We start from the raw sequence: 23,717 nt of genomic DNA, 5'->3' as shown, positions 1-23,717 counted from the left end.
CCGGGTCAGGACCCAGCCAGCACTTCAGCTTCATCGTCCGCGCTGATGGTTCGGCCCTGATCCTCGAATCCGGCGATCTGGTCGAAGTTGAGGTAACGGTAGAGCTCATCGGAGAGCGGATCGATCTTTTCAGCCACGATGCTGCGGTACTCCTGGGGGGTGGGGATCCGGCCCAGTTGGGCACACACCGCCGCTAGTTCGGCGCTGCCCAGATACACCTGAGCGCCTTTGCCGAGACGGTTGTTGAAGTTGCGGGTGCTGGTGGAGAACACGGTGGTGTTGTCCTCCACCCGTGCTTGGTTGCCCATGCAGAGGGAGCAACCCGGCATCTCCATCCGCGAGCCAGCAGCCTCGAAGGTGGCGTAGTAACCCTCGGCTTTGAGGGTGTCCTCGTCCATGCGGGTGGGGGGACACACCCAGAGGCGGGCCTGATTTTGGCCGGCGCCTTCCAGCACCTTGGCTGCGGCGCGGTAGTGACCGATGTTGGTCATGCAGGAGCCGATGAACACCTCCTGCACTGGATCGCCGGATACCTCGCTCAAGAGCTTCACGTTGTCGGGATCGTTGGGGCAGGCCACCACCGGTTCGGTGAGCTCGTCGAGGTTGATCTCCAGCACCTCGGCGTACTCCGCATCGCCATCCGCGCTGAGGAGCTGTGGATTGGCAAGCCAGGCCTCCATCTCCTTGATGCGCCGGGCCAGGGTGCTGGCATCGCTGTAGCCGCGGGCGATCATGTTCTTGAGCAACGCCACGTTGCTGCGCAGATACTCGCTCACGGTTGCTTCCGAGAGCTTGATCGTGCAGCCGGCGCAGGAGCGCTCGGCGCTGGCGTCGGTGAGTTCGAAGGCCTGCTCGAGCTTGAGGTCGGGAAGACCTTCGATCTCCATGATCCGGCCGTTGAACAGATTCTTCTTGTTGGCCTTCTCCACGGTGAGCAGCCCGCGTTGAATCGCGACCCAGGGAATCGCATTCACCACATCGCGCAGGGTCACACCCGGTTGCAGGGAGCCGCTGAAGCGCACCAGCACCGATTCCGGCATGTCCAGGGGCATGGCGCCGATGGCCGCGGCGAACGCCACCAGGCCTGAGCCGGCGGGGAAGGAAATGCCCAGAGGGAAGCGGGTATGACTGTCACCGCCGGTGCCCACGGTGTCGGGCAACAGCATGCGATTGAGCCAGCTGTGGATGATGCCGTCACCGGGGCGGAGGGCTACACCGCCGCGTTGGGCGAAGAAATCAGGCAGCTCTTTCTGGGTCTCCAGGTCCACCGGTTTGGGGTAAGCGGCGGTGTGGCAGAAGCTCTGCATCACCAGGTCGGAGGAGAAGCCGAGGCAGGCCAGCTCCTTCATCTCATCCCGGGTCATGGGTCCGGTGGTGTCCTGGGAGCCAACGGTGGTCATCAGCGGCTCGCAGCTGGTGCCCGGGCGCACACCGGGCAGGCCGCAGGCCTTGCCCACCATCTTCTGGGCGAGGGTGAAGCCCTTGCCGGTGTCGGCCGGTGCCGAGGGGCGGATGAACAGTTCAGAGGGTGCGAGGCCGAGTTTGGCGCGCACTTTGTCGGTGAGGGCCCGGCCGATCATCAGGGGGATGCGGCCACCGGCCCGTACCTCATCACTGATGGTGCTGGGCTTGAGCGCGAACCGGCTCACCACCTCACCGTCCCGTTCGATCGTGCCGGCATGGGGCCGGATGGTGATCACATCACCGGTGTTGAGCACGGTGACATCGCATTCGATCGGCAGGGCGCCGGAGTCTTCCGCGGTGTTGAAAAAGATTGGTGCGATCTTGCCGCCCAGGATCACGCCACCGCCCCGCTTGTTGGGGACATGGGGAATGTCATCGCCGGTGTGCCACAGCACGGAGTTGATGGCGCTTTTCCTGGAGCTGCCGGTGCCCACCACATCGCCCACGTAGGCCACGGGGTGGCCTTTCTCTTTGAGGGCTGCGATCGTTTTCAGGCCATCCGGATCGCGGGTCTCCAGCATCGCCAACGCGTGCAGAGGGATGTCTGGCCGGGTGGTGGCGTGGGTAGCGGGTGAGAGGTCGTCGGTGTTGGTTTCCCCTTCCACCTTGAACACGGTCACCGTGATCGTGTCGGCCAGCGCCGGCTTCGAAGTGAACCATTCGGCAGCCGCCCAGCTGTCCACCACTTGCTTGGCAAAGCGGTTGCTGTTGGCCAGCTCCATCACTTCGTTGAAAGCGTCGTACACCAGCAGGGTCCGGCTTAGTCCTTCAGCGGCGCAGCCAGCCAGCTCTACGTCGTTGTGCTGGAGCAGCTCGATCAGAGCTGCCACGTTGTAACCGCCCACCATCGTTGCCAACAGGCGGGTGGCCTCTAGCGGTGATACCAGAGGACTGCTGGTTTGCCCCTGGGCGATGGCGCTGAGCCATGTGGCCTTCACGTAAGCCGCTTCGTCGACGCCCGGGGGAATGCGTTCACTCAGCAGGTGAAGGAGCTCCTGCTCCTCACCCGATGGCGGAGTCTCCAACAGTTCCGTGAGTGCCTTGGTCTGGGTGGCGTTCAGCGCAAGCGGCGGAATTCCCAGGGCCAAACGTTCGGCAGCGTTCTCTCGGTAAGCGCTCAGCATCGAATCAGCACGGGAACGGACTTGCAGGCCATTCTCCAGCGTCACCGTTCCGTTCCGGAAGCCGGCGGGATTCCTGGGTTTGCGTAACCTGCCACCAGGTAGTTTTTTGGCGATGACCACCACACACGATCTGCATGTGGTGGAGACCAGGCCCCTGGTTCCTCCTGCATTGCTGCATGGGGACCTGCCCATTGATGCCCGGGCAACGGAGACTGTGGCGACGTCGCGCAGTCGGATTCAGGCCATCATGAGAGGCCTGGATCGGCGGCTGCTGGTGATCGTTGGTCCCTGCTCCGTCCATGATGTGGATGCAGCGAGGGAGTACGCCAGCCGACTGGCTCCCCTGCGTGAACGGCATGCCTCGGAGCTCGAGGTTGTGATGCGCGTTTACTTCGAGAAGCCGCGCACCACGGTGGGTTGGAAGGGTCTGATCAATGATCCGAATCTTGACGGCTCTTACGACATCAACACGGGGTTGCGCATGGCGCGTTCGTTACTTCTCGATTTGGCGAGGGATGGAATGCCTTGTGCCACGGAACTGCTGGATCCCGTGGTTCCCCAGTACATCGCCGATCTGATCAGCTGGACCGCGATCGGCGCCCGCACCACCGAAAGCCAGACGCACCGCGAAATGGCGTCAGGCTTGTCGATGCCGATTGGCTACAAAAACAGCACCGATGGCAGTGCCACCATTGCCATCAATGCCATGCAGGCTGCGTCCAAACCCCATCACTTTCTGGGGATCAATCGCGAGGGGCATGCCTCGATCGTGAGCACCACCGGTAATCCGGATGGTCATCTCGTGTTGCGTGGGGGCAATCGAGGAACGAATTACCACCTCGAGGCGATTCAGGAGGCCGCTGAAGAATTGAAAGCAGCGGGACTGCCCGATCGCTTGATGGTGGATTGCAGCCATGGCAATTCCAACAAAGACTTCCGCCGTCAAGGGGAGGTGTTGAAGGCTGTCGCCGCCCAAGTGGAGCAGGGTTCAGCGCATGTGATGGGTGTGATGCTGGAAAGCCATCTTGTTGAGGGCAATCAAAAGATCAGTGCGGATCAATCAGCGCTGACCTACGGCCAAAGCGTCACCGACGCTTGCATCAGTCTTGAGACGACGGCCGAGCTGCTGGAAGGTTTGGCTGATTCGCTGAAAAAGGTTGGCACTCGCCCTGCATGAGTGCCAATTCTTTGACAACTTTGAACTTGAAATTGAGCTTATTGATGTTCAGTTCATCGTGAACTTTTCATAGGCTCAATTAAACTAATTTTGGGCAACTTCACCCTGAAGCTGTTCGGTATGTTTGGGATTCGCATCCTTGGTTTTGGAGATTTGATGCGCCTGTACGAACTGGAGCGGGACACCGGGCTCTGGATTCAGGGGTTTCGTCCGCTTCAGCTCGATGCTCTGCTCGATTGGTCTGGCGGCGTTGCCGATCAGCAGCGATGGGATCTCGATGCCTTGCATCAGCAGGTGATGCACTTTTGGGTTGATCAAGCCGGTGAGATTCAGACCTGGCAGATCAGGCTGCGTTCTTTGCCGCGTGATCAGTGCCTTGTTGCCGCCCTCGGCAGAAGCCATGACTGGTGCCTGCATTGGGAACGGTTGTTGCGTGTTTAAGAGATCATCCACGACCAACTCAAGCCCACAGCGATCGGCACGCTGAGGTTGTCGATGCCCCATCGACTCAGTTGTTCAAGGCCAACGGCGAGAGCACACACGAGCAGGATGCGGATCGGCTGCAGTGAGCTGTGACTGATCAACACAAGCGTGGTCAGTACAGCAGCTGTAACCAGAGCCATGGTGAGTGTTCCAGCGACCGATTTGCGTTGTTGCCAAAAGCTCCAGGTGGGTGAGGGGATTCCTCGTCCAATCAAGCCGGCTAATCCGTCCCCCAGAGCCATCACCAGCACCCCGGCAGAGGCGGCGATGGCTTGCTCAGGCCAGAACAGAGTGAGAAGAAGCGTGATGGCAAGCCCATACGCCACCGTTCCGTAGCTGTGCCGGTCGATATCCTCAACAGCTGGGAGTAATCGCCAGCGATGATTGATGGCGGTGATGAGGGTGACAGACAGTGCGGCTGGTACAGCCACCCATCCCGGAAGTTGCAACCACCAGGCCAGTGGCACCACGGGTCCGGTTCCGATATGAACAATTTTGCGGCTGAGTTCCTTCTGCTCCGGCAGGATCCGCCTGCACAGCACCGCTGCTGAGAGAACCAGAGCCATCCAAGCTCCAACCACCAGCAGCGACAGCACCAAGGGATCAGGCAGCCTGTTGCTGATCGGTCATGGAGCGCAACTTCAGAATCGCTTTCGCTTCCAGTTGCCTGACGCGTTCGCGGGAAACATTGATCTGACGACCAATTTCAGCCAGGGTGAGCGGTTCGGCACCATCCAGTCCGAAGCGCAGGCGAAGAATCTTCTGTTCCCGATCGTTGAGCTGGGACAGCCAACCTCCGAGATGTTCTTTCTGAATGCTGCGATCCATGCCCTCCATCGGCTCATCACCGTTGGGGTCTGGAATCAATTCACCGAGTGTGCTGCGATCTTCTTCGCCTCGGGCGTGGGCATCGAGGGATGCGCAGGGAGCGCTCTGTGAGATCAGTTCTTCGAGATCGCGAGGCTCGATCCCCATCGCGTTGGCGAGCTCGAGGCGATTGGGTTGACGACCGAAGCGATGGGACAGCTCCCTGGTGATGCGACGCATCTTCGAGAGCTTCTCGCTGATGTGAATCGGCAGGCGAATGGTGCGGGCACTGTTGTCGATGGCCCGGGTCATTCCCTGACGAATCCACCAATAGGCATACGTCGAAAATTTGTAGCCCATGGCAGGGTCAAATTTGTCGACCGCTCTCTCCAGGCCGATGGCTCCTTCCTGGACGAGATCCAGCAATTCCAGTCCCTGGTTCTGATATTTCTTGGCAACGCTCACCACCAGGCGGAGGTTGGCCGCCATCATCCGATCGCGGGCCCGTTTGCCCATGCGGATGCGATGACGCTGCCGTGGTGTGCGTTCGCCTTCTGGAACGTCCAACAGCTCTTTCATGGCCTGCACATGGTGGGCAAGCTCAATTTCTTCTGCGGCTGTCAGCAGGGGCACGCGGCCAATGCTGCTGAGGTAATAGCCGATGGAGTCGGTGGAAAGTCGACCGGTTTGGCGACTCGCTCGACTTGATGCAGACCGCGAACGCGATCCAGAACTGCGCGAACTTGTTGCCGGCAATACAGGCTCCACAGCCGAAGCTTTGGAGGCCTCAGCCTTGGACTCCAGAGGGATCCCCATCACCCTGGCCTCCTGAGATTAGATTTGCGCGCAATTTAGCACTCGTTCAAGGGGAGTGACCTCGACAAATCGAAAGTCTTTCCGTAGCTGTTAATGAATCCTGATGGATTGGATGAGGAATCACTAAAAGTGAAGTTTTAACCGGCTTTTTGTTGCCGATTGCACTGAATTTTGCTCACTCATTGTGAGCGGGAACACCTTTTTTCCAGGTGTCAATGAGTTGCAGCTGAGAGTTTCGTTCCGTGCCATCGGGATGACGCTGTGTGAAATCGCCAGTGCTCTGCATGTCAAAGGCGCCGCGGTTGTCATCCAGGTAAACCTGCAGCAGTCGTTCGAGCTGTTCGCGCAGCGTTGTCTCTTCCACCGGAGTCACCGCTTCCACGCGTCGGTCAAGGTTGCGGGGCATCCAGTCCGCACTGCCGATGTAAACCTCAGGGTTGCCGCCATTGCCGAACCAGAAGATGCGCGAGTGCTCGAGGAACCGCCCGATGATGCTCACCACTCGAATCGACTCACTGAGCCCTTTGCGGCCTGGGTAAAGGCAGCACATTCCTCGGATGATCAGTTCGATCGTGACTCCAGCCTGCGAGGCTTCATACAGCAGGGCAATGATTCCAGGGTCGACGAGGGAGTTCATCTTGGCTCGGATGTGGCCTCCCCGGCCCTGCTGGGCATGCTCGATTTCCCGTCGGATCAGATTTTCCATTCCCTTGCGCAGGGACACGGGCGCCACCAGAAGCTTGCGGAACCCCTGTTGTTTGGAGAAACCCGTGAGGTAATTGAACAGCTCCACGAGGTCTTGGCCCAGTTCAGGCCGCGCTGAAAGTAGGCCAAGGTCGGTATAAAGCCGTGAGGTTTTGGAGTTGTAGTTACCGGTGCCGATGTGCACGTAGCTACGCAGTCGCTCTTTCTCCTTGCGCACCACCAGAACAATTTTGGTGTGGGTCTTCAGACCGAGAACGCCATAGACAACATGCACGCCGGAACGCTCCAGGTGCTTGGCCCATTGAATGTTGTTGTCTTCATCGAAGCGGGCCTTGAGTTCCACCAGGGCCATCACCTGTTTGCCATTCTCAGCGGCACGGATTAAGGCGGCGATGATCGGTGAATCTTTCGAGGTGCGATAGAGGGTCATCTTGATGCCCATCACCAGGGGATCATCGGCGGCCTGGTTGATGAATTCCTCCACGGATGTGGAGAAGAGATCGTAGGGATGGTGCAGCAGAACGTCGCGGCGCCGCACCACCGAGAAGATGCTTTCGAACTCCTCTTCTTTGAGGGAACCGTCCTCCAACATGCTGCGCTGCGCACGCCCGAGGATGGCGGGAGTCAGTCCTGAATGGCTCTCATCCTTGAGTTGCGGAAGGGGAATTCCCATCAGGCCGAAGAGGTCGTCCAGTCCGAGGGGACCATCGACTCTGTAGAGATCCTCCTCTTCGACCGACATGCCCTCCATCAGCATCTCCACCACGTCCTGGGGCATTTCATCGGCAACCTCCAGGCGCACGACTTCACCGCCCATCCGGCGTTTGCGCAAGCCCTGCTCGATGGCGATCATGAGGTCATCGGCCTCGAGATCCCTCAATTCCAGGTCCGCATCGCGGGTGACTCGGAAGAAATAGTGCCCTTCGATGGACATGCCAGGGAAGAGCAGGTTCAGGTTGAACGCCACCACCTGCTCCAGAGGAACAGCGGTGTGAATCGGTTCACAGTCTCCGCCGGCAAGATCGGTGGGAATGGTGACGAAGCGGGGCAGGATCTTCTGGGGAACCTTCACGCGGGCGAGTTGGCGTTGGCCGCTCTGGGGGTCGTGGATCAGAGCTGCCACATTCAGGCTCAGATTGCTCACGAACGGGAAGGGGTGAGCTGGATCAACAGCCAGGGGGGTGAGAACAGGAAAGATCGCTGTCTGGAAGTAGTTATCAACCCAAAGTCGCTGGCGCTCGTTGAGCTGTTCGTAATCCAGCAGATGGGCGCCGTGGCCTTGAAGTTGGCTCTTCAGGCGGGAGCGGTAATGCTCCTGTTGCTTGTGCAGCAGTGGGGTGAGGTGCTCGCGAATCGCGTGCAGCTGTTCGATCGGTGTGCGTCCGTCCTCGCTGAGCTTTTCGATGCCGGCTTCAACCTGGGCCTTCAGGGAGGCCACCCTCACCATGAAGAATTCATCGAGGTTGTTGCTGAAAATGGCGCTGAACTTTGCCTGCTCCAGCAGCGGAGTGCGCTCGTCTAGGGCTTGAACAAGAACCCTTTCGTTGAAAGCGATCCAGCTGAGCTCCCGGTTGATGTAGAGATCAGGAGCAAGAACTTTGTCACTCATGGCGTGACCAGGTGAGGAGCCGGCCCGCGCAACGTAGCAATCGTGAATTGGCAGGACTGTGTTCTGGAAAGCGCGCTGAGGGTTGTGGCTTGTGTTCAGTCACTTCGCTGCAGCCGTGGCGTTCCGCCCACCAGCAGGGTCACGGCGATCAGCAAGCCGGCACTCACCAGGAACGGACTGGTCTGTCCCAGCAGGTCATAGCTGAGTCCCGCGAGGGGAGGTCCGAGAAAACTGCCGAAACTCTGCAGGGCCTGCAGGCTGCCGAGGGCTGCGCCCTGACCTTCTGAGTTCAGACGCCTCGACACCAGGCTGCGCAGGCTTGGTGTCACCAACCCGGTGCCCGTCGCCAAAATCGCCACGGCACTGAAGACTCCTTGCTGGGCCTGTTGCGCCGATGTTGATGGAATCAGCAGGCAACCCGTGATCACCAGGCTGAGCCCGATCAGTGTCAGGCGCCACTCGCCCAGACGTTTCACCAGCGGGCCGATCAATCCACCCTGCACCACGGTGGCCACGATGCCCACGATCAGAAAGGCCGTACTGGCCAGTTCAGGGCCCCAGTTGAACCGTTGTTTGAAATAGAGCACCAAGATGGCGGTGAAGCCGTTGAACGCAAGGAAGAACAGGAAAAAACTCAAACAGAGCCGTCCGACGGCGGGATTGGCCGTCACTTTGATGACTTGAGCGAATGGATTGAGATCCCGTTTGCGTGGCATGGCCCTGCGTTCATCGGCTGGATGTGTTTCCGGGAGGAGCCCCAGAACCACCAGCAGATTCACCACTGCAAATCCAGTGGCAGCCCACACCGGCACGGTCACGTTGATGCGTGCAAGCAGCCCGCCGAGGAAGGGCCCCACGATGAAGCCGAGTCCAAAGGCCACGCCGATGAGCCCGAAGGTTTTGGCTCGCTTCTCTGGAGGTGTGATGTCGGCCAAGACCGCACTGGCGGTGGCGGCGGTTCCACCGCTCACCCCATCGATCAAGCGCGCCAGAAACAGCAGCATGAGGGGCAAGGAGGCACCGGCTGGCCAGTCGAGGCTCACGGTGAGAGCGAACAGACCCAGGCCCAGCACGGATCCACCGACACAAGTGGCGATCACGGGCCGACGGCCGTAGCGATCACTGAGGGCTCCGATCAATGGCGTCGCGGCGAACTGGGCGAGGGCATAGCTTCCTGCCAGCAGTCCAAGGGTGCGTCCGTCGGCGTTGAAGCTCGCCAGCAGGAAGGGCAGCAGCGGAAACACGATGCTTTCGCTCAACCTGTCGTTCAGGAGTGTGAGGAACGCACTCAGCAGGGTGGGGATCCGAGGACGCTGCAATCTGGCTGCTCGAAGCTGGAGACTCACGTTCCCACAGGCCACGCTGATGGCGTTGCGACGGATTCAATCAACGGATGCCGACTTGCTCCGCGCGATCTACGCCGATGCCATCGAAAGTCAGGCGCGAGGTTTGTACTCCGAGGCACAGATTCATGCCTGGGTGTCCCTGGCCTGGCTTCCTGGAGTGCTGGATCCTTTGTTTCGAGACGGTGACGGTTGGATCAGCGGCGATGGTGCTGCGTTTGCGTTGCGTCAGCCGCAGGATCGGTTGGCGTTGTTGTATTGCCGTGGACAGGAATCACGCCAGGGTCATGGCACGGCACTGGTGAAACGCATTGAGTGCGATGCCCGTGCCGAAGGGCTCGTGCACATTCACGCTGAGGCGAGTCTTTTGAGTCGCCCCTTGTTGGAGCGCTGCAGCTGGCGGTTTCATGGCAGCGAGGTTTTCACGGTTGCAGGTGTGCCCTTTGAGCATCACCGAATGGACAGGCAGCTGCACAACTGATCAAGCTGCTGAAGGGCTAGGCCCTGGTTCATCACAGAGGTGGCTTGCTCCAAAGCCGTTTCCAGGCTCTCGCTGAGACCCGCAAACCAGAGATAAACACCGGCGTTCCAGCGCAGGGAATCCCGCAGCGGTCCGCGGTTCTGCAAGGCATCCATGGCTTGGGCCTGCCAGGTGGTGAGGTCAGTCCACTCCACATCGGTGGCATGACAGCCGTGATCCCTTGGATGCAGGATCAGTCGTTCTGTTTGCTCGCCCTGAACACGGGCGGTGATGCAGGCTCGACCAATGGGCAGATCGGTGCCACCTTCCAACCCTTTCACGGTGTAGAGATCGGTTTCACCGGCGAGTTTCAGTGCTTCCCAGGCCCGGCTTTCGGTGGGGGGGTGGACGAATCCGCTAATCAAACGATGGTCCCCTCGATGGGCGGTCCAGAGCAGTTCGAGACTGGCCACAGGCGGACGTTTGCCCAGTTCATCCCTGTAAGTGATCAGGCTCTCGGCAAGGGCGAAATGATCGGGCTGATGAATCAGGGCAAACCCCTGGTTGTGAAAGCCGTCCTGAACGGTTTCAAGGGGCAGTCCTCGCAGATCGAGCCCGAGGCTACGGAACAATTCAATTGCCGTGATGCCGTATTTGATCGGCATGCGCTCGCCACCCTGAAGCACCACCGGCTGGTTGCAGGCCAGCAGCACCAGGGTGGTGAGGGGGTAGATCGGTGCTGTTCGCGTGCGTCCGTCGTAGGGCATGCCGAAGCACAGCGGCGGACGTTGTCCGGGCGCACTGTGCAGAACCGGACCCATTTTCCGGTAGGTATCCAGCATCCCCGTGAGTTCCTGAGGCTCAGGACGTCGGATCCGGTGCGCAATCAAAAAGGCACCAATCTGAGCTGGTGTTGCGTCCTGATGAAGCATGAGCTCAAGGGCATCCGCTGCTTCCTCGCGGCTCATGCCCTTGCTGGTGTGTTCGCCGCTGCCCACCTTGCGAAGGTGCTGTTTGAACCGTTCACGACCGTTGAGGACAGGACTTGTCACGCGCGTTCAGGCCAATGGATGCAGTGTTCTGCAGCGCAGGGGGGACTAGAGGTAGTCGTTGATACCAACAGCCCGAGGCGCAGAGTCACGGGGAGTCGAGATAGGTCAAGCCTGTGAAGCTGCCGTGGAGTGGGTGATCAGGATTTTGGCGGCCGTCGGCGTAATACAGGCGTTCAAGCACCAGATTGGACGCTCCGCTGGATTCAAGTTGCTGGCTGAACAGCAGGGAGCTGAAGGAACGGAAAAGAGCACTCATGACTTCGAATCAACTGGTTCCAATAGAGCAGCTGTGCATGGGCCGTGTTGTGTTCGATGCATCAAAACTGGATTGTCATTTAGGTCGTCATTGATGCATTCTGAAGGATGTGCCTGCGTGAGCATAATTCATGCACATGACCTCTTCGGCATGACTTCCTCCACACTCACGAACGCATCGCTCTCAGCTCCTTCGCAGAGCACTGTGACAGCCACATTGATGGCAGCCAAGAAGGCCAAAGGCATGAGTTTTGCGGATCTCGGATCTGCACTGGGGCTCGATGAAGTCTGGGTCGCCTCCTTGTTTTATGGGCAGGCCACCGCATCATCGGAGGAAGCTGAAAAGCTGGCGTCATTGCTCTCCTTGGACCCCGCGATCTCAGCAGCAATCCAGGAATTCCCCACGAAAGGCAGTCTTGAGCCGGTGATTCCGACTGATCCTCTGATTTATCGCTTCTACGAAATCATGCAGGTGTATGGAATGCCGCTGAAGGATGTCATCCAGGAACAATTCGGCGATGGCATCATGAGTGCGATTGATTTCACCCTTGAGGTGGATAAGGTTGAGGATCCCAAAGGCGATCGCGTGAAGATCACCATGTGCGGCAAATTCCTTCCCTACAAAAAATGGTGAATGGGTCTTGAAACGTGTGAGCTTTTAAAGGACAGCGAGAGGATGAAGCCCGGCATTGCCGGGCTTTTTATTGTTTAGTTGCGGAATTGTTGGCTCAATTGCCGTTGTGCGAGCTCGCGCCGGCCTGGATCATCCAGTGATTCACTCAGCTCAACGAGCAAGCGTTGACTGGTGGGGGTGGCGATACATCCCAGAGCTCGGAAGGCCGCGCCGGCAATCACCTCGGAGTTGTTCTGGCACAGTGCAGCCAGGCGATCACTGATCGCTTCGCCATCCCTGCGTTGAAGCACCCGAATGGTGGAGATCACAAGCGGATCGCGACAATCATCGAGCAGATCGCTGCAGAGAGCGAGAAGCTGTTGATCCGTGAGTGAATGAGCCCGGAAGCTGATCAGTTGCAAGCCAGTCAGGCGGTGTTGAAGCCCAGGGTGTCGCAGGCATGTGAGCAACACTGATTCAGGAACGTCAGCGCCCCAGCAGGACAAGGCCTGGAGGACGCAAAGATGGTCATCGTCAAGTTGACTGGGTTCATCCAGCCGCTGCAGGAGCCAGTCGCGCGCTTCACGTTGATGGCATAACCCTGCTGCCAGCATGAGCTCTTTCTGCTCTCCGTGTTGCTGGATTAGGCGCTGAATGATCGGCCAGCCATGGGCGGCCAGAGATCCCAGTTTTTCGCAGAGGGCTTGACGCAGATCAGCAGAAAGGCTGGAGGAGTAAGACTCCTCCAGCCAGGAAGGCTCCAGTGGAGCTCTGCGTGATCGCGCCAGCCGTTCCCAGAGGATGGCTTCGTCAACACTCATTGGTTGTCAGCGTGCTCCCAATTCAGCTGCAAGTTCACGCTCCAGTTTCTCATCGTGCTCCTTGGGCAGCACGTTGTCCATGGTGGTGCGGTGGGTGCTGTAAAAGAGCATGCCGATGAATACCATGCCACCGATAATGTTGCCGATGGTGACCGGAAGGAAATTCCAGAAAATACATTTCCAGAACGGCACGCCTGATCCCAGGATTGGTCCTGCGGTGTGGAGAAATTGATTCACCACAATGTGTTCCATTCCCATCGTTTGGAATGCAGTGATGGGCAACCAGCAGGCCAGAAGTTTTCCAGGAACGCTCTTGCTCACCAGAGCCATGGTGACGCCCAGACACACGAGCCAGTTGGCAACTAGGCCTCGCAAGATGGCCAGCCCGAATCCAAGTGAACCCAGAGCTTCGTACTTCTTTTCAACGTTGGCGATGTTCAACGTCATGATTTTCTGGGCAACCTTCTGCCAGACGCCACCATCGGCTGCTGGATCCACGGTGCCTCCACTGGTGAGGCTGATGGCCATGATCACCGCCACCACCAGCGTGCCGATGAAGTTGCCAATCCACACCCAGCTCCAGTTGCGGAATGTGGCTCCCCAGGAGCTGCGACCAGCCCAGGTTGCCATGGGCAGGAGGGCAAAATTACCCGTCACAAGCTCCATGCCAAACAGCACAATGCTGGCAAAACCGAATGGGAACAGAACCGAACCTAAAAAGGGCAGTTTGCTTTGAATGCCAACGGTGAGGGCCAGAATCACGGCCAGACCGAGAATGGCACCTGAATAGAAGCCGCGCAGAAGTAAATCCTTAACGCTGACGTTTGCTTTTTTGCCGCCGGCGGCAATCATGCCGTCGACCAGTTCATTGGGGAGGACGTAATCCATCAGTGCATTTCAGGGGTTGGGTGAGTGAAGTCAGCTGGAGATCCGGTTCATCAGCTTTGAGAAGAAGTCTTTGCCGCCATCGTTGTTTGTGATGGTTTTTGGTGCGGTTCCTTGGGCGCTCAGCCAGTTGACGAACTTGGAGAAAAAGTCGGTGGGTTGTGCCATGGTGCGAAAAGGCGATCCGTGATTTGGCGTGACGGCCGTGACTTCAAAAAGAAGCGTCACGGCCCTGCCGTTTCGATCGCCATGCGCGTCAGGTTTTGGCGGTGGCGCCGAATTGCTCCACCAGCAGATCCTTCAAGACGGTTTTGATTTGATCCGCTGGGATCGCCTTCTGTTTCACCTCACCCACCGTGGGGTTTTCTCCTTGGGAGCCTCCCGTGGTGAGCATGTAGCCCTCACCCATCACCCCTTCGCTGTTTTTGGCCTTGGTGCCGGTGAGGCCAATGGCGCCCATAAAGGCCTGGCCACAGGTATTGGGACATCCAGTCCAATGGATCTTCACCTCCTCTGGGAGGTTGAGCTCCTGGTCGAGCTCTTGGGCGATTGTTAAGGCCTGGTCTTTGGTGTTGGTAAGGCCGAAGCTGCAGTAGGTATTACCTGTGCACGACACCGTACCTGCTGCAAGGGTGCCTGGCTCTAAGGGGAATTGCTGAACGAGAGGATCGGCCTTGAAAGCCTCGATGGCTTCTGCCGGCAGGCCTACAACGATCACATTCTGATCTTCAGTGAGTCGTACTTCTCCACTGCCGTATTGCAAACTTGCAGTCGCCAGGTCCTGAAGGTCTTGTGCCGTAAGGCGCCCCACCGGAACATGCAGGCCCGCAAACGACAACCCCTCCTGTTTCTGGGGATGAAGTCCGTAATGAGATCGGGGTTCGGTCGCAAACACGGAGCCGGGGTCTGGAGTTAAGGGACCGAAGATCTGTTCAACGTCTGAACGGAATGCATCGATGCCAACGGAGTCGAGATACAACCGGAAGCGACCTTTAGGGCGCTTGTCCCGTTCCCCGTTGTCTCTCCAGAGTGAGATCACAGCATCGGTGATGCGGCAGATCTCATTTGGCTTCACCCAAGCATTCAGGGGAATGGCATAAGCATTCATCTGCGAGGAGAGGATCCCGCCAATCCATACACCAAAGCCCATTTCGCCGTTGTGCTCAACAGGGTGGAAGACGATGTCGTTGTGAAGGAGGAAATTATCTTTAGCGCCTGCGACGGCTGTATTCCATTTGCGCGGCAGGTTGGAATAGTCGGGATTGCCTTGACAGTTATTGGTTAGAAAGTTCTGGAGTTCCGTGGTGTACGGGCGGGTATCAACAATTTCGTGGGGATCAATTCCGGCCAGAGGGTTACCGGTGACATTCCGAGGGTTGTCGAAACCGGATTGGATTGAGCTGAGCCCTGCTTCCTTAAGGCGCTTCAGGATTTCAGGCAGGTCGTTGAGCAGAACGCCGCGCAACTGCAGATTCTGACGTGTGGTGATATCGCAACTGCCGCTCTCACCGTAGCGTTCAACAATTGATGCGACGACGCGCAGTTGTTGTGCCGAAAGAACACCGTTCGGAACTCTCAGGCGCAACATAAACTGTCCTGGGGTTTTGGGTCGCCAGAACATTCCGTACCACTTCAAACGCAGTTGCAGGTCTGTCTCATCGACTTGCTCCCAACCGATTTCGGCGAATTTCTCAATTTCAGCTCCAACCAGAAGACCATCTTTAGCGGCCTTGTTCTGCTCGATCTTGTTGAGCTTCTTGCCGTCCAGATAGGGCCTGGAGGGAGAGCTGATCGTCATGGTCTTGAAGAAGAAAGGACAGACTGATCACTTCAAGCAGTGCGTGAATCAATCGTTGACGGACCCCTGGTCCGCTGGCGTGTCGGAACGAAAGCGACGCCAATCACAGTTTTCCCTTTCGTTGTATTGCTGTCGGTAGCAGTTGGAACATTTTTCAGGCCCTGCTGGCTTTGGGCTTGGTGAGACCAAAATGTGACTTCAGATACAGCTTCGAAGCAGGTGCAGCCGTAGAAGGCACCATTCCGCGTTTTCAGTATTGGCGTCCAACTTCGCCAAGCATGCGCACAGCTCCGTGCCTCAACATCTGCCAGACCCGTTTCATGGCGGCGAAGTCCCGATCCAGTTCGCTTTGAAACCGGTCTCCGTTCAGGCGTTGGCGGCTCTCCGGGCGATAACGTTGATCTGTGCGCCTCCGTTCGGAACGCGCCTCCATTGCGGCTCGGTCCAATGCGGTTCGGTCCATAGCGGAACGGTTGGAGGTACGTCGGCGGGTCATGGAGCTGAACTTGGTCAACATGCACCGATGAGAACAGCCGCTCCTGCCTCCAGGGCGTGGCCATTGCTACCAAACAGTGCTTTGCTGCCTCAGCGTGCAATCCGTCTGGTGGTGCACGGTCGTGCTGGAGGCGAAGTTCCAGAGGCCCTGCGACGGCTTTGCCAGTCTGTGCAGTCAGCTCGCCGGGCTCCTGTGGAGCTTGAAGTCCTCACCGGGACTTCATCCCCGTCTCGATCTGATCGGCCTCTATGGCTGGTGCCGATGCTGCTCTGGCCCGGCGCCCATGCCCGGGTTGATGTTCCGATGATCCGTCGTCGTCTCGTCGGGGAAGGCCAGTCCGTGACGCTGCTGCCATTTCTAGGAGCGTGGACCAGCTGGTGGAGCCTGGTGGCTCAGGCGCTGCAGATGCATGCATCAGCAACGGGCGTGTTGATTCATCACCCTCTCCGTCCAGGCTTGGCTGATCGCTTCTTGGCCCAGCTCTCCGTGCGTATGGGGCGCCCGCTTGTGCCGTTTGATCAATGGCCTGAGTACCAACGCCTCCACCCAGAAGCCCAGCCACTCACCTTGGCGTTGGCTCCAAACCGGATGACTGAGTCCCTCGGGGAGGCTGGAGAATGGCCCCCTCTGCTGGACCATCCCCTGATCCGTCAGGGCCTGATCGATTTGCTGGTTTCCTTGCCGTGACTACTGCTAACAGTTCTGGAATCGTTTATCTCGTCGGTGCTGGTCCGGGAGACCCCGAGCTGCTCACCGTGAAGGCGCATCGTCTGCTCCAATCCTGTGATGCGCTTGTGTACGACTCGCTCGTGCCGCGGGAGGTTCTGGATCTTGTGCCGGAGCACTGTGAACGTCACTTCGTGGGGAAGCGCAGGGGGCACCATTCCGTCCCGCAGCCGAGCACGAACGCTGTGCTTGTGGAGCTGTCGGCACGTCACGCCTGTGTTGTCCGCCTCAAAGGTGGTGATCCGTTCCTCTTTGGTCGGGGGGGTGAGGAAGCAGCGCATCTCGTGAAACACGGCGTGCGGGTGGAAGTGGTGCCGGGGGTGACTGCTGGGATTGCAGCACCGGCCTATGCGGGAATCCCCGTCACCCATCGGCGCGCCGGGTCTTCGGTCACGTTCGTGACAGGCCACGAGGAGATCGATAAGCGCCGACCATCGGTGAACTGGCGTTCCCTGGCGTCTGCAAGCGATGGCCTGGTGATCTACATGGGGCTTCACAACCTGCCGCGCATCGCTGATGAGCTGATGGCTGGAGGCCTCAGCCCCGAGACCCCCGTGGCCGTGATCCAGCAGGGAACCGTGGCCGGGCAGCGTTGTTTGCAGGCCGTGCTCTCGACCATCGCTGAACGGGCGCGTCAGGAACAGTTCGCCTCCCCGTCCATCGTGGTGGTTGGTGATGTGGTGAAGGAGCAGATCAGCGCCTGTGCACCTGAGCCGGCGGCCGTCACCATGCCCATTCCCTTTTAAGAGGATCAGGCTGGATGGTCGGCAGATTCTTTGAGACGTTCCCGAATTTGCGCCAGGTTGCAGGGTCGGGTCTGTCCATCGAGCTGCGCTGCGATCAATCGGTCCCAGGCTGTGGTGACAGCATCGAGGGATCCGGGCAACACGAACACAAAGGTTCCGTTGGCGACGCCAGCCAGGCAGCGGCTCTGGAGTGTGCTGGTTCCAATGGATTCAAACGAGAGCACACGGAAGAGTTCGCCAAAGCCTTCCATGTGTTTGTCGAGAAGTGGGCTGATCGCTTCCGGGCTCCCATCCCGTCCCGTGAGTCCTGTGCCACCGGAGGTGATCACCACATCCACGGTCGGATCGGCGATCCACTGGCTCACCGTTGCTCTGACTCGATAACGGTCGTCGGCACAAACGTCTCGGCAACCCAGTTGATGGCCTGCGTTGACCAGCCGTTCTTGCAGTCGATCTCCGCTTGGATCCGATGCGAGCGTGCGGCTGTCTGAGATCGTCAACAGGGCGATGGACAGCACGCGGATCCTGCGGGGTATGAAACGCGATTAACGCTAGAACCTTGACGGTGAACAGTTGTGGTCATGGGTGAGACGCGATTGAGCGCAGCGTGCACGGTGCAGGTGCTTCTCTTCGCGTCTCTGCGTGATCGCGCCGGTTGGTCGAGCCGGCCCTTCACCCTTTCAGCGCACACGCTGTGCACGCCGCAGGCCATCTGGCAGTTGCTTGATCTCGGTGCCTGGCCCAGTGGGGTCCGTGTCGCCGTCAATCAAAGTTTTGTCGCTGCGGATCATCCATTGAACGATGGAGACGAGCTGGCGTTTCTTCCTCCTTTCACGGGAGGTTGAAGGGATGACGAATGCACACGATGCCGTGCAGGTTGCGATTCATTCCCAACCCTTTTCTGCCACAGATCAGCTGGATCGTTGGCTTCAACGTGCAGGTTCAGCCGCTGCGGCCACGGCTGTGTTCATGGGGCATGTGCGGCCTGAAACCATGGATGGTTCTCCACTCGAAGCCCTGGAACTCAGCCACTACCCAGGCTTGTGTGAGCGCCTGTTGCTGAGCTTCACCCAACAACAATTGCGCGATCACGGCGTCCAGTCCGCCCTGGTGTTGCATCGTGTCGGCCGACTGTCCCCAGGCGAGCTGATCGTGTTGGTGGCTGTCAGTGGCGATCGCCGCGGACCGGTGCAACGCTGCTGCTCTGACTTGCTCGAGTCGTTGAAACACGAAGCACCGTTTTGGAAACGGGAGTGGAGTGGTGGGGTTGGCACGTGGCTTGCCGCCAATACTCCGCTCTGACTTCGTTGACGTGTCAAAGAATGCGTCGTCGTAGCAGTTGGGCCCAGACGTGTTGACCGATGTCTAAAGGGCCGGAGTCCGAGGGAATTTCCACAAGCAAATCTGCGTTCTGAAGCGATCCGATGCGCGAAGAGGCTTGGGACCCATCGATGCGCGCGAGCAGTTGTCCGTCTGGGCTGCAGTCCAGTGATGCCCGTGCCAGTTCCGGTCGTCCGGGTTTGCGCCGGTAGGGCGTTGCCAAGCGCACGTGCACTCTGGGTAGCAGTTCAGGACTCGGTTGACCTTCAAGGATTTGCAGGGCTGGCCAGAGCAGCTGAAGAGCGGTAACGGTTGCTGCGACAGGGTTGCCCGGCAACCCGAAAAAAGGCACCGCATCGCTGATCCAGCCGAAGGCGAACGGGCGCCCTGGCTTCAGAAAGAGTTTCCAGAACTCCACCTGGCCCAGGTCCTGCATCAGCGGTCGGATCCAGTCGCTATCGCCTGCCGACACGCCACCGGTGCTCACGATCACGTCGCAGCTCGCGGCCAGATCCAGGATGGCTTGTTTGAGCAGTTGGCATTCATCGGCGACCAGCCGGCAGTCCACGGCTGGGTAGCCAAGACGTTCAAGCATGCCTCGGATCAGCGTGCTGTTGCTCTCCCAGATGGCGCCGTTGCTGCGTTCTTCCCCGGGTGAAACCAGCTCATTGCCTGTGACCAGAAGGCCGATTCGAGGCCTTCGCTGCACCTTCACATGGGAGATGCCACAACTCGATGCACGTCCAATGTCGGCCACACCGAGGCGATCGCCAGAGGCGAGGAGCAAGGAACCCTGGCTGCATTCCTCGTCGGCGGGTCTGATCCACGGGTTGGAGAATGTGTCCTTGACCAGGCGGATGGTGCCGTTCTGATTGGTAACCAATTCCTGGGGCAGAACCCAGGCAGCTCCTTGCGGAAGCGGCGCCCCCGTGAGGATCCGGATCGCTTCGCCGCGATGCAGCGTTTGTTGGTAGGGATCAGCAGGCGCTGAGCGCCCGACAAGCGTCCAACTGTCTCCTGAGTTGGGTTGGCAGTCTTGGCCCAAGGCGTACCCGTCCATGATCGACGCGCGAAACCCAGGCACATCGGCCGGGGCCTTGACGGCGTCGGCAATCACGCGGCCCAGAGCGTCTCGAAGCGGCATCAGCTCTGGCGTGACCGTGGCCAACCGGGTTGGTCTGGCCTTGATCGCATCCAGGATTCGTTGACGTGCTTCGTCGAGCGCAAGGCCCTCACGGCCATAGGGCTCAGCGTTTCCAGTGGCCATGGCGACCCCCGTCTTTTTCGAGCAGTTGAATCTGCCGGATCGACATGCCTGGATCCACCGACTTCAACATGTCGTACAGGGTGATCAGAGCGGTTGACACGGCTGTGATGGCCTCCATTTCCACACCGGTCTGCCCGGTGGTGCTGCAGGTGGCCTCGACACGCAGACCCGGTAACGCCTGCTCAGGTTTGATCTCCACCGTCAGTCCACTCAGCGGAAGCGGATGACAGAGAGGAATCAACTCAGCTGTTTTCTTGGCTCCCTGAATCCCAGCGATGCGGGCAACGGCAAAAACATCCCCTTTGGGACTGCTTCCGCTCAACACCAAGTCCAACGTTGCGGCCTGCATCAACAACTCACCTGAGGCTGTTGCCGTGCGCTTGGTGACGGCTTTCGCGCCGACATCCACCATGTGCACCTCACCGTTGCTGGTGAGGTGCGTGAGTTGCTCAGACATGCAGGCTGAAATCGGCTGGGATCAGTTGGCCTCGCTCGTGCCCAGAACGGACCACATGGCGGCCTGCGACGCGATCACAGGCTCGACATTGCTTGCTTGGCCGGCGTTCACGGAAGGGCTGGATGCTGAGGTTTGGCTGCGAACCAGCTGAACAGCAAGGGAGGCAAGGATGAAGGCTCCGATGAATCCAGCAGCGATGGTGATCGGGCTGCGCGTGACTTGGCTGGAGGAGGCGCTGAAGGTCATCCTTCGAGTTGAGGGGACTTAGTCCATCATGGATACGTGCTGTCTAAACCGTTACCGAACGTGCTGAAAGTTTTCACAGTTGTTTCAGGCTCCTGATTGATCACAAACAGGCCGGAGGCCAGCCCTTCGGATGCGAGCCAACCGTGGGCAGAGCCGAACATCAGTCCAAGGGAGAGGGCGAAACGCATCCGAGTGATTGATCTTTGAACTGACTTTCGATGGTTCGGAGCCAACGGTTCGTCGTGGATGTCACTGTTTTGAGCTAGAGAAGAAAAAACGGTCGTTCTCGATACCAATGCGCCGGCAACTTGATCAGTCGCGGCATTGTTATGCCTTTGAACAGGATTTCATCGGCTCCTGGCGCTGCATTCCCCTGTGTGTCCGCCGCAAACTTGATCTGGCCGGCGTCAAGCTCAAGCTCAGCCATTGGCTTGCGATGTCTCAGGAGCAACGCCAGATGTTGGTGGATTGGGGCGATGGGGCTGAAGAACTGACGCGCATGCGCGATCACCTGCGCATCTGCACGGCTGCCATGGCTGATGGCGTGGTGAAGGATCTCCCGCCTTGCACGCAGGAACCCTGGCAGCAATCCGAAGCTGTGCCTGAGGTTCTCCTGGAGGCTGCGCGGACGCGGCAGATTGACCTTTCACTGCATCGCTGGAGAAATCTCTGCGAATTGGACCGTTTTGCGCTCTGCAAGTTGGCGCGCCCAGGCCATGATCACCACAACTTGGACGCCGCATTCAGCGAAGTGCTGGGGTGAGCAGGCGCCGCAGGTTGTCCAGAATGCCGGTGTCTTGTTCCGACGATTTCACAACCGACACTGCCGGAGCCACCACCACTGCTGAGGCTTTCAGTTCGGGTTGTTTGGAGATCGGACAGGCCTGATCGTGCATGAGGGCATTGGCCTCGCAGGCTTCGGCCTGGGTGAAGCCCCAATGCATCGGTAGGAACACCGATCCGATGCGGATGCGCTCGGATATGCACACCCGCGCGGTCAATGTGCCTCGACGGGATGTAATCGCTGCCAAGCCCTTGTCGTCCAGACCAAAGCGTTTGGCATCGTTGGGATGCATTTCAAGGCTGGGCTCGGGATGCATGGCGTTCAGGCGTGGGACTTTGCCTGTGCGCGTCATCGTGTGCCACTGACCGAGATAGCGACCCACTGTGAGCACCAGCGGGTACATCTCGCAGGGGGGTTCCGCCAGACCCAGGGGTTTGTCCTGTTGAAATTTGGCCCGACCACTGGGTGTTGGGAATCGTTTGTCTTCGTAGAGACGTTTGGAGGTTGTGGTTGGGCCTTCGCCTTTGGGATAGGGCCATTGCTGCGGGCCATGTTCCTGGAGCAGAGCGTGACTGAGGCCTGACATGTCGCAGACGCGGGCTGCCGTGATCGCGGTGAACTCCTCGTACACCTCTGCAGCTGAGTTGTAGGAAAACTGATCAACAAACCCGAGGCGTCGTCCCAGTTCTGCAAACACGTCCCAGTCCGGCCGGCTATCGCCATGGCGGGGCCTGAATGCCGGGCAGAAGGTGACCCGCCGTTCTGAGTTGGTCATGGCCCCGTTTTTTTCACTCCACTGCGCTGCCGGCAGAAGCAGATGGGCGTAATGCGACGTTTCGGTATCGGCATAGGCTTCGCTCACCACCACGAGCTTGCAGCGTTGCATCGCGGCTTTGACGCGTTCGAGATCCGGCATGCTCACCAGGGGGTTCGTTGCAGCCACCCACCAGAGATCGAGTTCACCCCGTTCCATCGCTTCCACTTGCTTCCATGCATCCAGTCCTGGGTGGGCAGCGATTGATCCAGGGGCAAACCCCCAGGCTTTCTCAACCGCATGGCGGTGGTCCGCATTGGTGACCAACCGGTAGCCAGGAAGCAGATGGGCGAGTCCTCCGGCTTCGCGCCCACCCATGGCATTCGGTTGACCTGTGAGTGAAAAGGGGCCGGCGCCGGCCTTGCCGATTTCTCCGGTGAGTAGGTGCAGATTGATCAGCCCCCCCACCACGGCAGTTCCTTCGCGCCGTTGGTTCACGCCCATCGACCAAAGGCTCAAAATCCTGTCTTTGCGGCTCCAAAGCCTGGCCACGGCGCGCAGGTCTTTCTCGGCGATGCCGCAGAACTTGCTGGTTTTTCCCGGTGTCCAGGTCTTGATCGTTTGGGTGAACCCTGCGAAGCCCTCGGTGGCGGTATCGATGAAGTCACTGTCGAAGCCGTTGTCCTGAATGATCAGGCGCGCCAGGCCATGCAGCAGTGCGAGGTCGGTGCCAGGGGCAAGCGCGAGGTGGTAATCGGCGATCTTGGCTGTGTCCGTTCTGCGGGGATCGACCACCACGATGGTGAGTCCGTTGGGATCACGCTTTTTGCGTTTCAACAGTCGTTGAAAGAGCACCGGATGGCATTCGGCGGTGTTGGTGCCGATCAAGATGACCACCGAGCAGTGATCGAGATCCTCGTAACAGCAGGGTGGGCCGTCGGAGCCGAGGCTGCGGGTGTAGCCGGCGACGGCTGAGCTCATGCACAGCCGCGAATTGGCATCGAAATTATTGGTGCCAAGAGCTCCCTTCAGCAGCTTCTGAGCGATGTAGTAATCCTCGGTGTGAAACTGCCCAGAGCCATACATGGCAATGGCATCAGCTCCTTTGCTGGCCAGAGTGGATTGAATGCGCTCGGTGAGCAGGTCAAACGCGCTGTTCCAGCTAATGGCTTCAAACGGATCAGCCAGCGTTGCTCGGTACAGGGGCTGGCTGAGGCGTCCCTGTCCCAGAGTCTCCCCAACAGTGGCACCTTTGATGCACACCTGTCCGTGGCTGGATGGGTGCTCGCGATGACCGCGGGCACTCCACATCGGATTGCCTTCGGCGTCGCGCTTCACCGCTTTTCCAGCTTCGCCTGGAGGCAACAGGTCCAGGCCGCAGCCAACGCCGCAGTAAGGACATTGACTTTGCACAGACGCAGTGGTGGGCGGCATGGCAGCACTCCAATGAATTGAGAAACCCCCAATGCCAAAGGCATCGGGGGTGGTCACCATCCGGAGATGGATTTG

Annotated in this window: 27 protein-coding genes; 9 read left to right on the top strand and 18 right to left on the bottom strand. The window is 59.0% G+C overall.

What is annotated here, in order from left to right; all coding sequences use genetic code 11:
• Nucleotides 1-5 precede the first annotated feature (5 nt).
• Nucleotides 6-2,588 (bottom strand): bifunctional aconitate hydratase 2/2-methylisocitrate dehydratase, encoded by a 2,583-nt coding sequence (gene acnB / locus SynBMKMC1_RS14345; protein WP_186473493.1) that lies wholly within the window; start codon nt 2,586-2,588, stop codon nt 6-8.
• A gap of 112 nt (nt 2,589-2,700) precedes the next feature.
• Here acnB and SynBMKMC1_RS14340 point away from each other — a divergent pair, with 112 nt between their 5' ends.
• On the top strand, nt 2,701-3,765 hold the full coding sequence (locus SynBMKMC1_RS14340) for a 3-deoxy-7-phosphoheptulonate synthase (protein ID WP_186472232.1): 1,065 nt from the start codon (nt 2,701-2,703) through the stop codon (nt 3,763-3,765).
• A 120-nt stretch (nt 3,766-3,885) separates the two neighbouring features.
• Nucleotides 3,886-4,206, top strand: a complete 321-nt coding sequence (locus SynBMKMC1_RS14335) for a hypothetical protein (RefSeq protein WP_186473492.1) — start codon at nt 3,886-3,888, stop codon at nt 4,204-4,206.
• On the opposite strand, the gene SynBMKMC1_RS14330 is transcribed toward SynBMKMC1_RS14335, so the two are convergent.
• The 4 genes from SynBMKMC1_RS14330 to SynBMKMC1_RS14315 form a co-directional block, all read right to left on the bottom strand.
• Nucleotides 4,203-4,847: a diacylglycerol/polyprenol kinase family protein gene (locus SynBMKMC1_RS14330; RefSeq protein WP_255486230.1), complete on the bottom strand. Its 645-nt coding sequence runs from the start codon at nt 4,845-4,847 to the stop codon at nt 4,203-4,205. The two genes, SynBMKMC1_RS14335 and SynBMKMC1_RS14330, sit on opposite strands and share 4 nt — an antisense overlap.
• Before the next feature lie 4 nt (nt 4,848-4,851).
• The gene (locus tag SynBMKMC1_RS14325; protein WP_186472231.1) at nt 4,852-5,871 is read right to left on the bottom strand and encodes an RpoD/SigA family RNA polymerase sigma factor; all 1,020 of its coding nucleotides are present in this window, start codon (nt 5,869-5,871) and stop codon (nt 4,852-4,854) included.
• 175 nt (nt 5,872-6,046) lie between these two features.
• The gene (gene ppk1 / locus SynBMKMC1_RS14320; protein WP_186472230.1) at nt 6,047-8,185 is read right to left on the bottom strand and encodes a polyphosphate kinase 1; all 2,139 of its coding nucleotides are present in this window, start codon (nt 8,183-8,185) and stop codon (nt 6,047-6,049) included.
• A gap of 95 nt (nt 8,186-8,280) precedes the next feature.
• Nucleotides 8,281-9,504 (bottom strand): MFS transporter, encoded by a 1,224-nt coding sequence (locus tag SynBMKMC1_RS14315; protein WP_186473490.1) that lies wholly within the window; start codon nt 9,502-9,504, stop codon nt 8,281-8,283.
• A gap of 46 nt (nt 9,505-9,550) precedes the next feature.
• Here SynBMKMC1_RS14315 and SynBMKMC1_RS14310 point away from each other — a divergent pair, with 46 nt between their 5' ends.
• A complete protein-coding gene (locus SynBMKMC1_RS14310; RefSeq protein ID WP_186472229.1) occupies nt 9,551-10,009 on the top strand; it encodes a GNAT family N-acetyltransferase in 459 nt (152 codons plus the stop codon).
• Here SynBMKMC1_RS14310 and SynBMKMC1_RS14305 read toward each other — a convergent pair.
• Nucleotides 9,979-11,040, bottom strand: coding sequence for an anthranilate phosphoribosyltransferase family protein (locus SynBMKMC1_RS14305; protein WP_186472228.1), 1,062 nt, complete (start codon nt 11,038-11,040; stop codon nt 9,979-9,981). The two genes, SynBMKMC1_RS14310 and SynBMKMC1_RS14305, sit on opposite strands and share 31 nt — an antisense overlap.
• An 85-nt stretch (nt 11,041-11,125) precedes the next feature.
• Complete coding sequence (locus tag SynBMKMC1_RS14300; protein ID WP_011934381.1) at nt 11,126-11,296, bottom strand: hypothetical protein; 171 nt, start codon at nt 11,294-11,296, stop codon at nt 11,126-11,128.
• Nucleotides 11,297-11,446: 150 nt separating this feature from the next.
• Between SynBMKMC1_RS14300 and cynS the strand changes: the two genes are divergently transcribed.
• Nucleotides 11,447-11,929, top strand: a complete 483-nt coding sequence (cynS, locus tag SynBMKMC1_RS14295; RefSeq protein ID WP_186472227.1) for a cyanase — start codon at nt 11,447-11,449, stop codon at nt 11,927-11,929.
• 74 nt (nt 11,930-12,003) lie between these two features.
• Here the strand turns inward: cynS and SynBMKMC1_RS14290 are convergent, their stop codons facing one another.
• The 5 genes from SynBMKMC1_RS14290 to SynBMKMC1_RS14270 form a co-directional block, all read right to left on the bottom strand.
• Nucleotides 12,004-12,729: a HEAT repeat domain-containing protein gene (locus SynBMKMC1_RS14290; protein ID WP_186472226.1), complete on the bottom strand. Its 726-nt coding sequence runs from the start codon at nt 12,727-12,729 to the stop codon at nt 12,004-12,006.
• A gap of 6 nt (nt 12,730-12,735) precedes the next feature.
• The gene (locus tag SynBMKMC1_RS14285; protein WP_011934378.1) at nt 12,736-13,617 is read right to left on the bottom strand and encodes a formate/nitrite transporter family protein; all 882 of its coding nucleotides are present in this window, start codon (nt 13,615-13,617) and stop codon (nt 12,736-12,738) included.
• Between the two features lie 30 nt (nt 13,618-13,647).
• Complete coding sequence (locus SynBMKMC1_RS14280; protein WP_255486229.1) at nt 13,648-13,842, bottom strand: ferredoxin--nitrite reductase; 195 nt, start codon at nt 13,840-13,842, stop codon at nt 13,648-13,650.
• A 28-nt stretch (nt 13,843-13,870) separates the two neighbouring features.
• A complete protein-coding gene (locus SynBMKMC1_RS14275) occupies nt 13,871-15,412 on the bottom strand; it encodes a ferredoxin--nitrite reductase (RefSeq protein WP_186472225.1) in 1,542 nt (513 codons plus the stop codon).
• A 250-nt stretch (nt 15,413-15,662) separates the two neighbouring features.
• Nucleotides 15,663-15,908 (bottom strand): hypothetical protein, encoded by a 246-nt coding sequence (locus SynBMKMC1_RS14270; RefSeq protein ID WP_255486228.1) that lies wholly within the window; start codon nt 15,906-15,908, stop codon nt 15,663-15,665.
• A 27-nt stretch (nt 15,909-15,935) separates the two neighbouring features.
• Between SynBMKMC1_RS14270 and SynBMKMC1_RS14265 the strand changes: the two genes are divergently transcribed.
• Together SynBMKMC1_RS14265 and cobA are read left to right on the top strand one after the other, a co-directional pair.
• A complete protein-coding gene (locus SynBMKMC1_RS14265; RefSeq protein ID WP_186472224.1) occupies nt 15,936-16,595 on the top strand; it encodes a DNA mismatch repair protein MutS in 660 nt (219 codons plus the stop codon).
• On the top strand, nt 16,592-17,380 hold the full coding sequence (cobA, locus tag SynBMKMC1_RS14260; protein WP_186472223.1) for a uroporphyrinogen-III C-methyltransferase: 789 nt from the start codon (nt 16,592-16,594) through the stop codon (nt 17,378-17,380). The genes SynBMKMC1_RS14265 and cobA overlap by 4 nt, the downstream gene beginning before the upstream one ends.
• Nucleotides 17,381-17,385: 5 nt before the next feature.
• Here cobA and moaB read toward each other — a convergent pair whose 3' ends face one another.
• Nucleotides 17,386-17,898: a molybdenum cofactor biosynthesis protein B gene (moaB, locus tag SynBMKMC1_RS14255; protein ID WP_186472222.1), complete on the bottom strand. Its 513-nt coding sequence runs from the start codon at nt 17,896-17,898 to the stop codon at nt 17,386-17,388.
• A gap of 63 nt (nt 17,899-17,961) precedes the next feature.
• Here moaB and SynBMKMC1_RS14250 point away from each other — a divergent pair, with 63 nt between their 5' ends.
• On the top strand, nt 17,962-18,225 hold the full coding sequence (locus SynBMKMC1_RS14250) for a MoaD/ThiS family protein (RefSeq protein WP_186472221.1): 264 nt from the start codon (nt 17,962-17,964) through the stop codon (nt 18,223-18,225).
• A gap of 4 nt (nt 18,226-18,229) precedes the next feature.
• On the top strand, nt 18,230-18,682 hold the full coding sequence (locus tag SynBMKMC1_RS14245; protein ID WP_186472220.1) for a molybdenum cofactor biosynthesis protein MoaE: 453 nt from the start codon (nt 18,230-18,232) through the stop codon (nt 18,680-18,682).
• 13 nt (nt 18,683-18,695) lie between these two features.
• On the opposite strand, the gene SynBMKMC1_RS14240 is transcribed toward SynBMKMC1_RS14245, so the two are convergent.
• From SynBMKMC1_RS14240 to SynBMKMC1_RS14225, 4 genes are read right to left on the bottom strand one after another with little or no spacing between them, the layout of a single operon-like run.
• Nucleotides 18,696-19,967 carry a molybdopterin molybdotransferase MoeA gene (locus SynBMKMC1_RS14240; protein ID WP_186472219.1) on the bottom strand — a complete coding sequence of 424 codons (1,272 nt, stop codon included), beginning with the start codon at nt 19,965-19,967 and terminating at the stop codon, nt 18,696-18,698.
• The gene (gene moaC / locus SynBMKMC1_RS14235; RefSeq protein ID WP_011934369.1) at nt 19,948-20,424 is read right to left on the bottom strand and encodes a cyclic pyranopterin monophosphate synthase MoaC; all 477 of its coding nucleotides are present in this window, start codon (nt 20,422-20,424) and stop codon (nt 19,948-19,950) included. Before moaC ends, SynBMKMC1_RS14240 begins: the two co-directional genes overlap by 20 nt.
• A 21-nt stretch (nt 20,425-20,445) precedes the next feature.
• The gene (locus SynBMKMC1_RS14230; protein WP_186472218.1) at nt 20,446-20,670 is read right to left on the bottom strand and encodes a hypothetical protein; all 225 of its coding nucleotides are present in this window, start codon (nt 20,668-20,670) and stop codon (nt 20,446-20,448) included.
• Nucleotides 20,671-20,696: 26 nt separating this feature from the next.
• Nucleotides 20,697-20,858 (bottom strand): hypothetical protein, encoded by a 162-nt coding sequence (locus SynBMKMC1_RS14225; RefSeq protein ID WP_186472217.1) that lies wholly within the window; start codon nt 20,856-20,858, stop codon nt 20,697-20,699.
• A 107-nt stretch (nt 20,859-20,965) separates the two neighbouring features.
• Here SynBMKMC1_RS14225 and SynBMKMC1_RS14220 point away from each other — a divergent pair, with 107 nt between their 5' ends.
• On the top strand, nt 20,966-21,433 hold the full coding sequence (locus SynBMKMC1_RS14220; protein ID WP_186472216.1) for a nitrate reductase associated protein: 468 nt from the start codon (nt 20,966-20,968) through the stop codon (nt 21,431-21,433).
• Here SynBMKMC1_RS14220 and SynBMKMC1_RS14215 read toward each other — a convergent pair.
• Nucleotides 21,414-23,642 carry a molybdopterin oxidoreductase family protein gene (locus SynBMKMC1_RS14215; RefSeq protein ID WP_186472215.1) on the bottom strand — a complete coding sequence of 743 codons (2,229 nt, stop codon included), beginning with the start codon at nt 23,640-23,642 and terminating at the stop codon, nt 21,414-21,416. The genes SynBMKMC1_RS14220 and SynBMKMC1_RS14215 overlap by 20 nt on opposite strands.
• Between the last annotated feature and the right edge of the window lie 75 nt (nt 23,643-23,717).

It is taken from the genome of Synechococcus sp. BMK-MC-1 (assembly GCF_014279955.1).
GTDB lineage: Bacteria > Cyanobacteriota > Cyanobacteriia > PCC-6307 > Cyanobiaceae > Synechococcus_C.
Note: the sequence above shows the minus strand (reverse complement) of the source record. Positions and strands in the feature narration are given on the sequence as shown.

Bases quoted from the DNA above. Each gene is read 5' to 3' on its own strand.
- SynBMKMC1_RS14340 (WP_186472232.1), top strand. From the start codon at position 2,701: ATGACCACCACACACGATCTGCATGTGGTGGAGACCAGGCCCCTGGTT.
- SynBMKMC1_RS14215 (WP_186472215.1), bottom strand. From the start codon at position 23,642: ATGCCGCCCACCACTGCGTCTGTGCAAAGTCAATGTCCTTACTGCGGC.
- SynBMKMC1_RS14240 (WP_186472219.1), bottom strand. From the start codon at position 19,967: ATGGCCACTGGAAACGCTGAGCCCTATGGCCGTGAGGGCCTTGCGCTC.
- SynBMKMC1_RS14310 (WP_186472229.1), top strand. From the start codon at position 9,551: ATGGCGTTGCGACGGATTCAATCAACGGATGCCGACTTGCTCCGCGCG.
- SynBMKMC1_RS14230 (WP_186472218.1), bottom strand. From the start codon at position 20,670: ATGACCTTCAGCGCCTCCTCCAGCCAAGTCACGCGCAGCCCGATCACC.
- moaC (WP_011934369.1), bottom strand. From the start codon at position 20,424: ATGTCTGAGCAACTCACGCACCTCACCAGCAACGGTGAGGTGCACATG.
- SynBMKMC1_RS14290 (WP_186472226.1), bottom strand. From the start codon at position 12,729: ATGAGTGTTGACGAAGCCATCCTCTGGGAACGGCTGGCGCGATCACGC.
- ppk1 (WP_186472230.1), bottom strand. From the start codon at position 8,185: ATGAGTGACAAAGTTCTTGCTCCTGATCTCTACATCAACCGGGAGCTC.
- cynS (WP_186472227.1), top strand. From the start codon at position 11,447: ATGACTTCCTCCACACTCACGAACGCATCGCTCTCAGCTCCTTCGCAG.
- SynBMKMC1_RS14245 (WP_186472220.1), top strand. From the start codon at position 18,230: ATGACGAATGCACACGATGCCGTGCAGGTTGCGATTCATTCCCAACCC.
- SynBMKMC1_RS14335 (WP_186473492.1), top strand. From the start codon at position 3,886: ATGTTTGGGATTCGCATCCTTGGTTTTGGAGATTTGATGCGCCTGTAC.
- SynBMKMC1_RS14265 (WP_186472224.1), top strand. From the start codon at position 15,936: ATGAGAACAGCCGCTCCTGCCTCCAGGGCGTGGCCATTGCTACCAAAC.
- SynBMKMC1_RS14270 (WP_255486228.1), bottom strand. From the start codon at position 15,908: ATGACCCGCCGACGTACCTCCAACCGTTCCGCTATGGACCGAACCGCA.
- SynBMKMC1_RS14220 (WP_186472216.1), top strand. From the start codon at position 20,966: ATGCGCCGGCAACTTGATCAGTCGCGGCATTGTTATGCCTTTGAACAG.
- SynBMKMC1_RS14225 (WP_186472217.1), bottom strand. From the start codon at position 20,858: ATGCGTTTCGCCCTCTCCCTTGGACTGATGTTCGGCTCTGCCCACGGT.
- SynBMKMC1_RS14275 (WP_186472225.1), bottom strand. From the start codon at position 15,412: ATGACGATCAGCTCTCCCTCCAGGCCCTATCTGGACGGCAAGAAGCTC.
- SynBMKMC1_RS14325 (WP_186472231.1), bottom strand. From the start codon at position 5,871: ATGGGGATCCCTCTGGAGTCCAAGGCTGAGGCCTCCAAAGCTTCGGCT.
- SynBMKMC1_RS14300 (WP_011934381.1), bottom strand. From the start codon at position 11,296: ATGAGTGCTCTTTTCCGTTCCTTCAGCTCCCTGCTGTTCAGCCAGCAA.
- SynBMKMC1_RS14285 (WP_011934378.1), bottom strand. From the start codon at position 13,617: ATGGATTACGTCCTCCCCAATGAACTGGTCGACGGCATGATTGCCGCC.
- acnB (WP_186473493.1), bottom strand. From the start codon at position 2,588: ATGCTGAGCGCTTACCGAGAGAACGCTGCCGAACGTTTGGCCCTGGGA.
- SynBMKMC1_RS14250 (WP_186472221.1), top strand. From the start codon at position 17,962: ATGGGTGAGACGCGATTGAGCGCAGCGTGCACGGTGCAGGTGCTTCTC.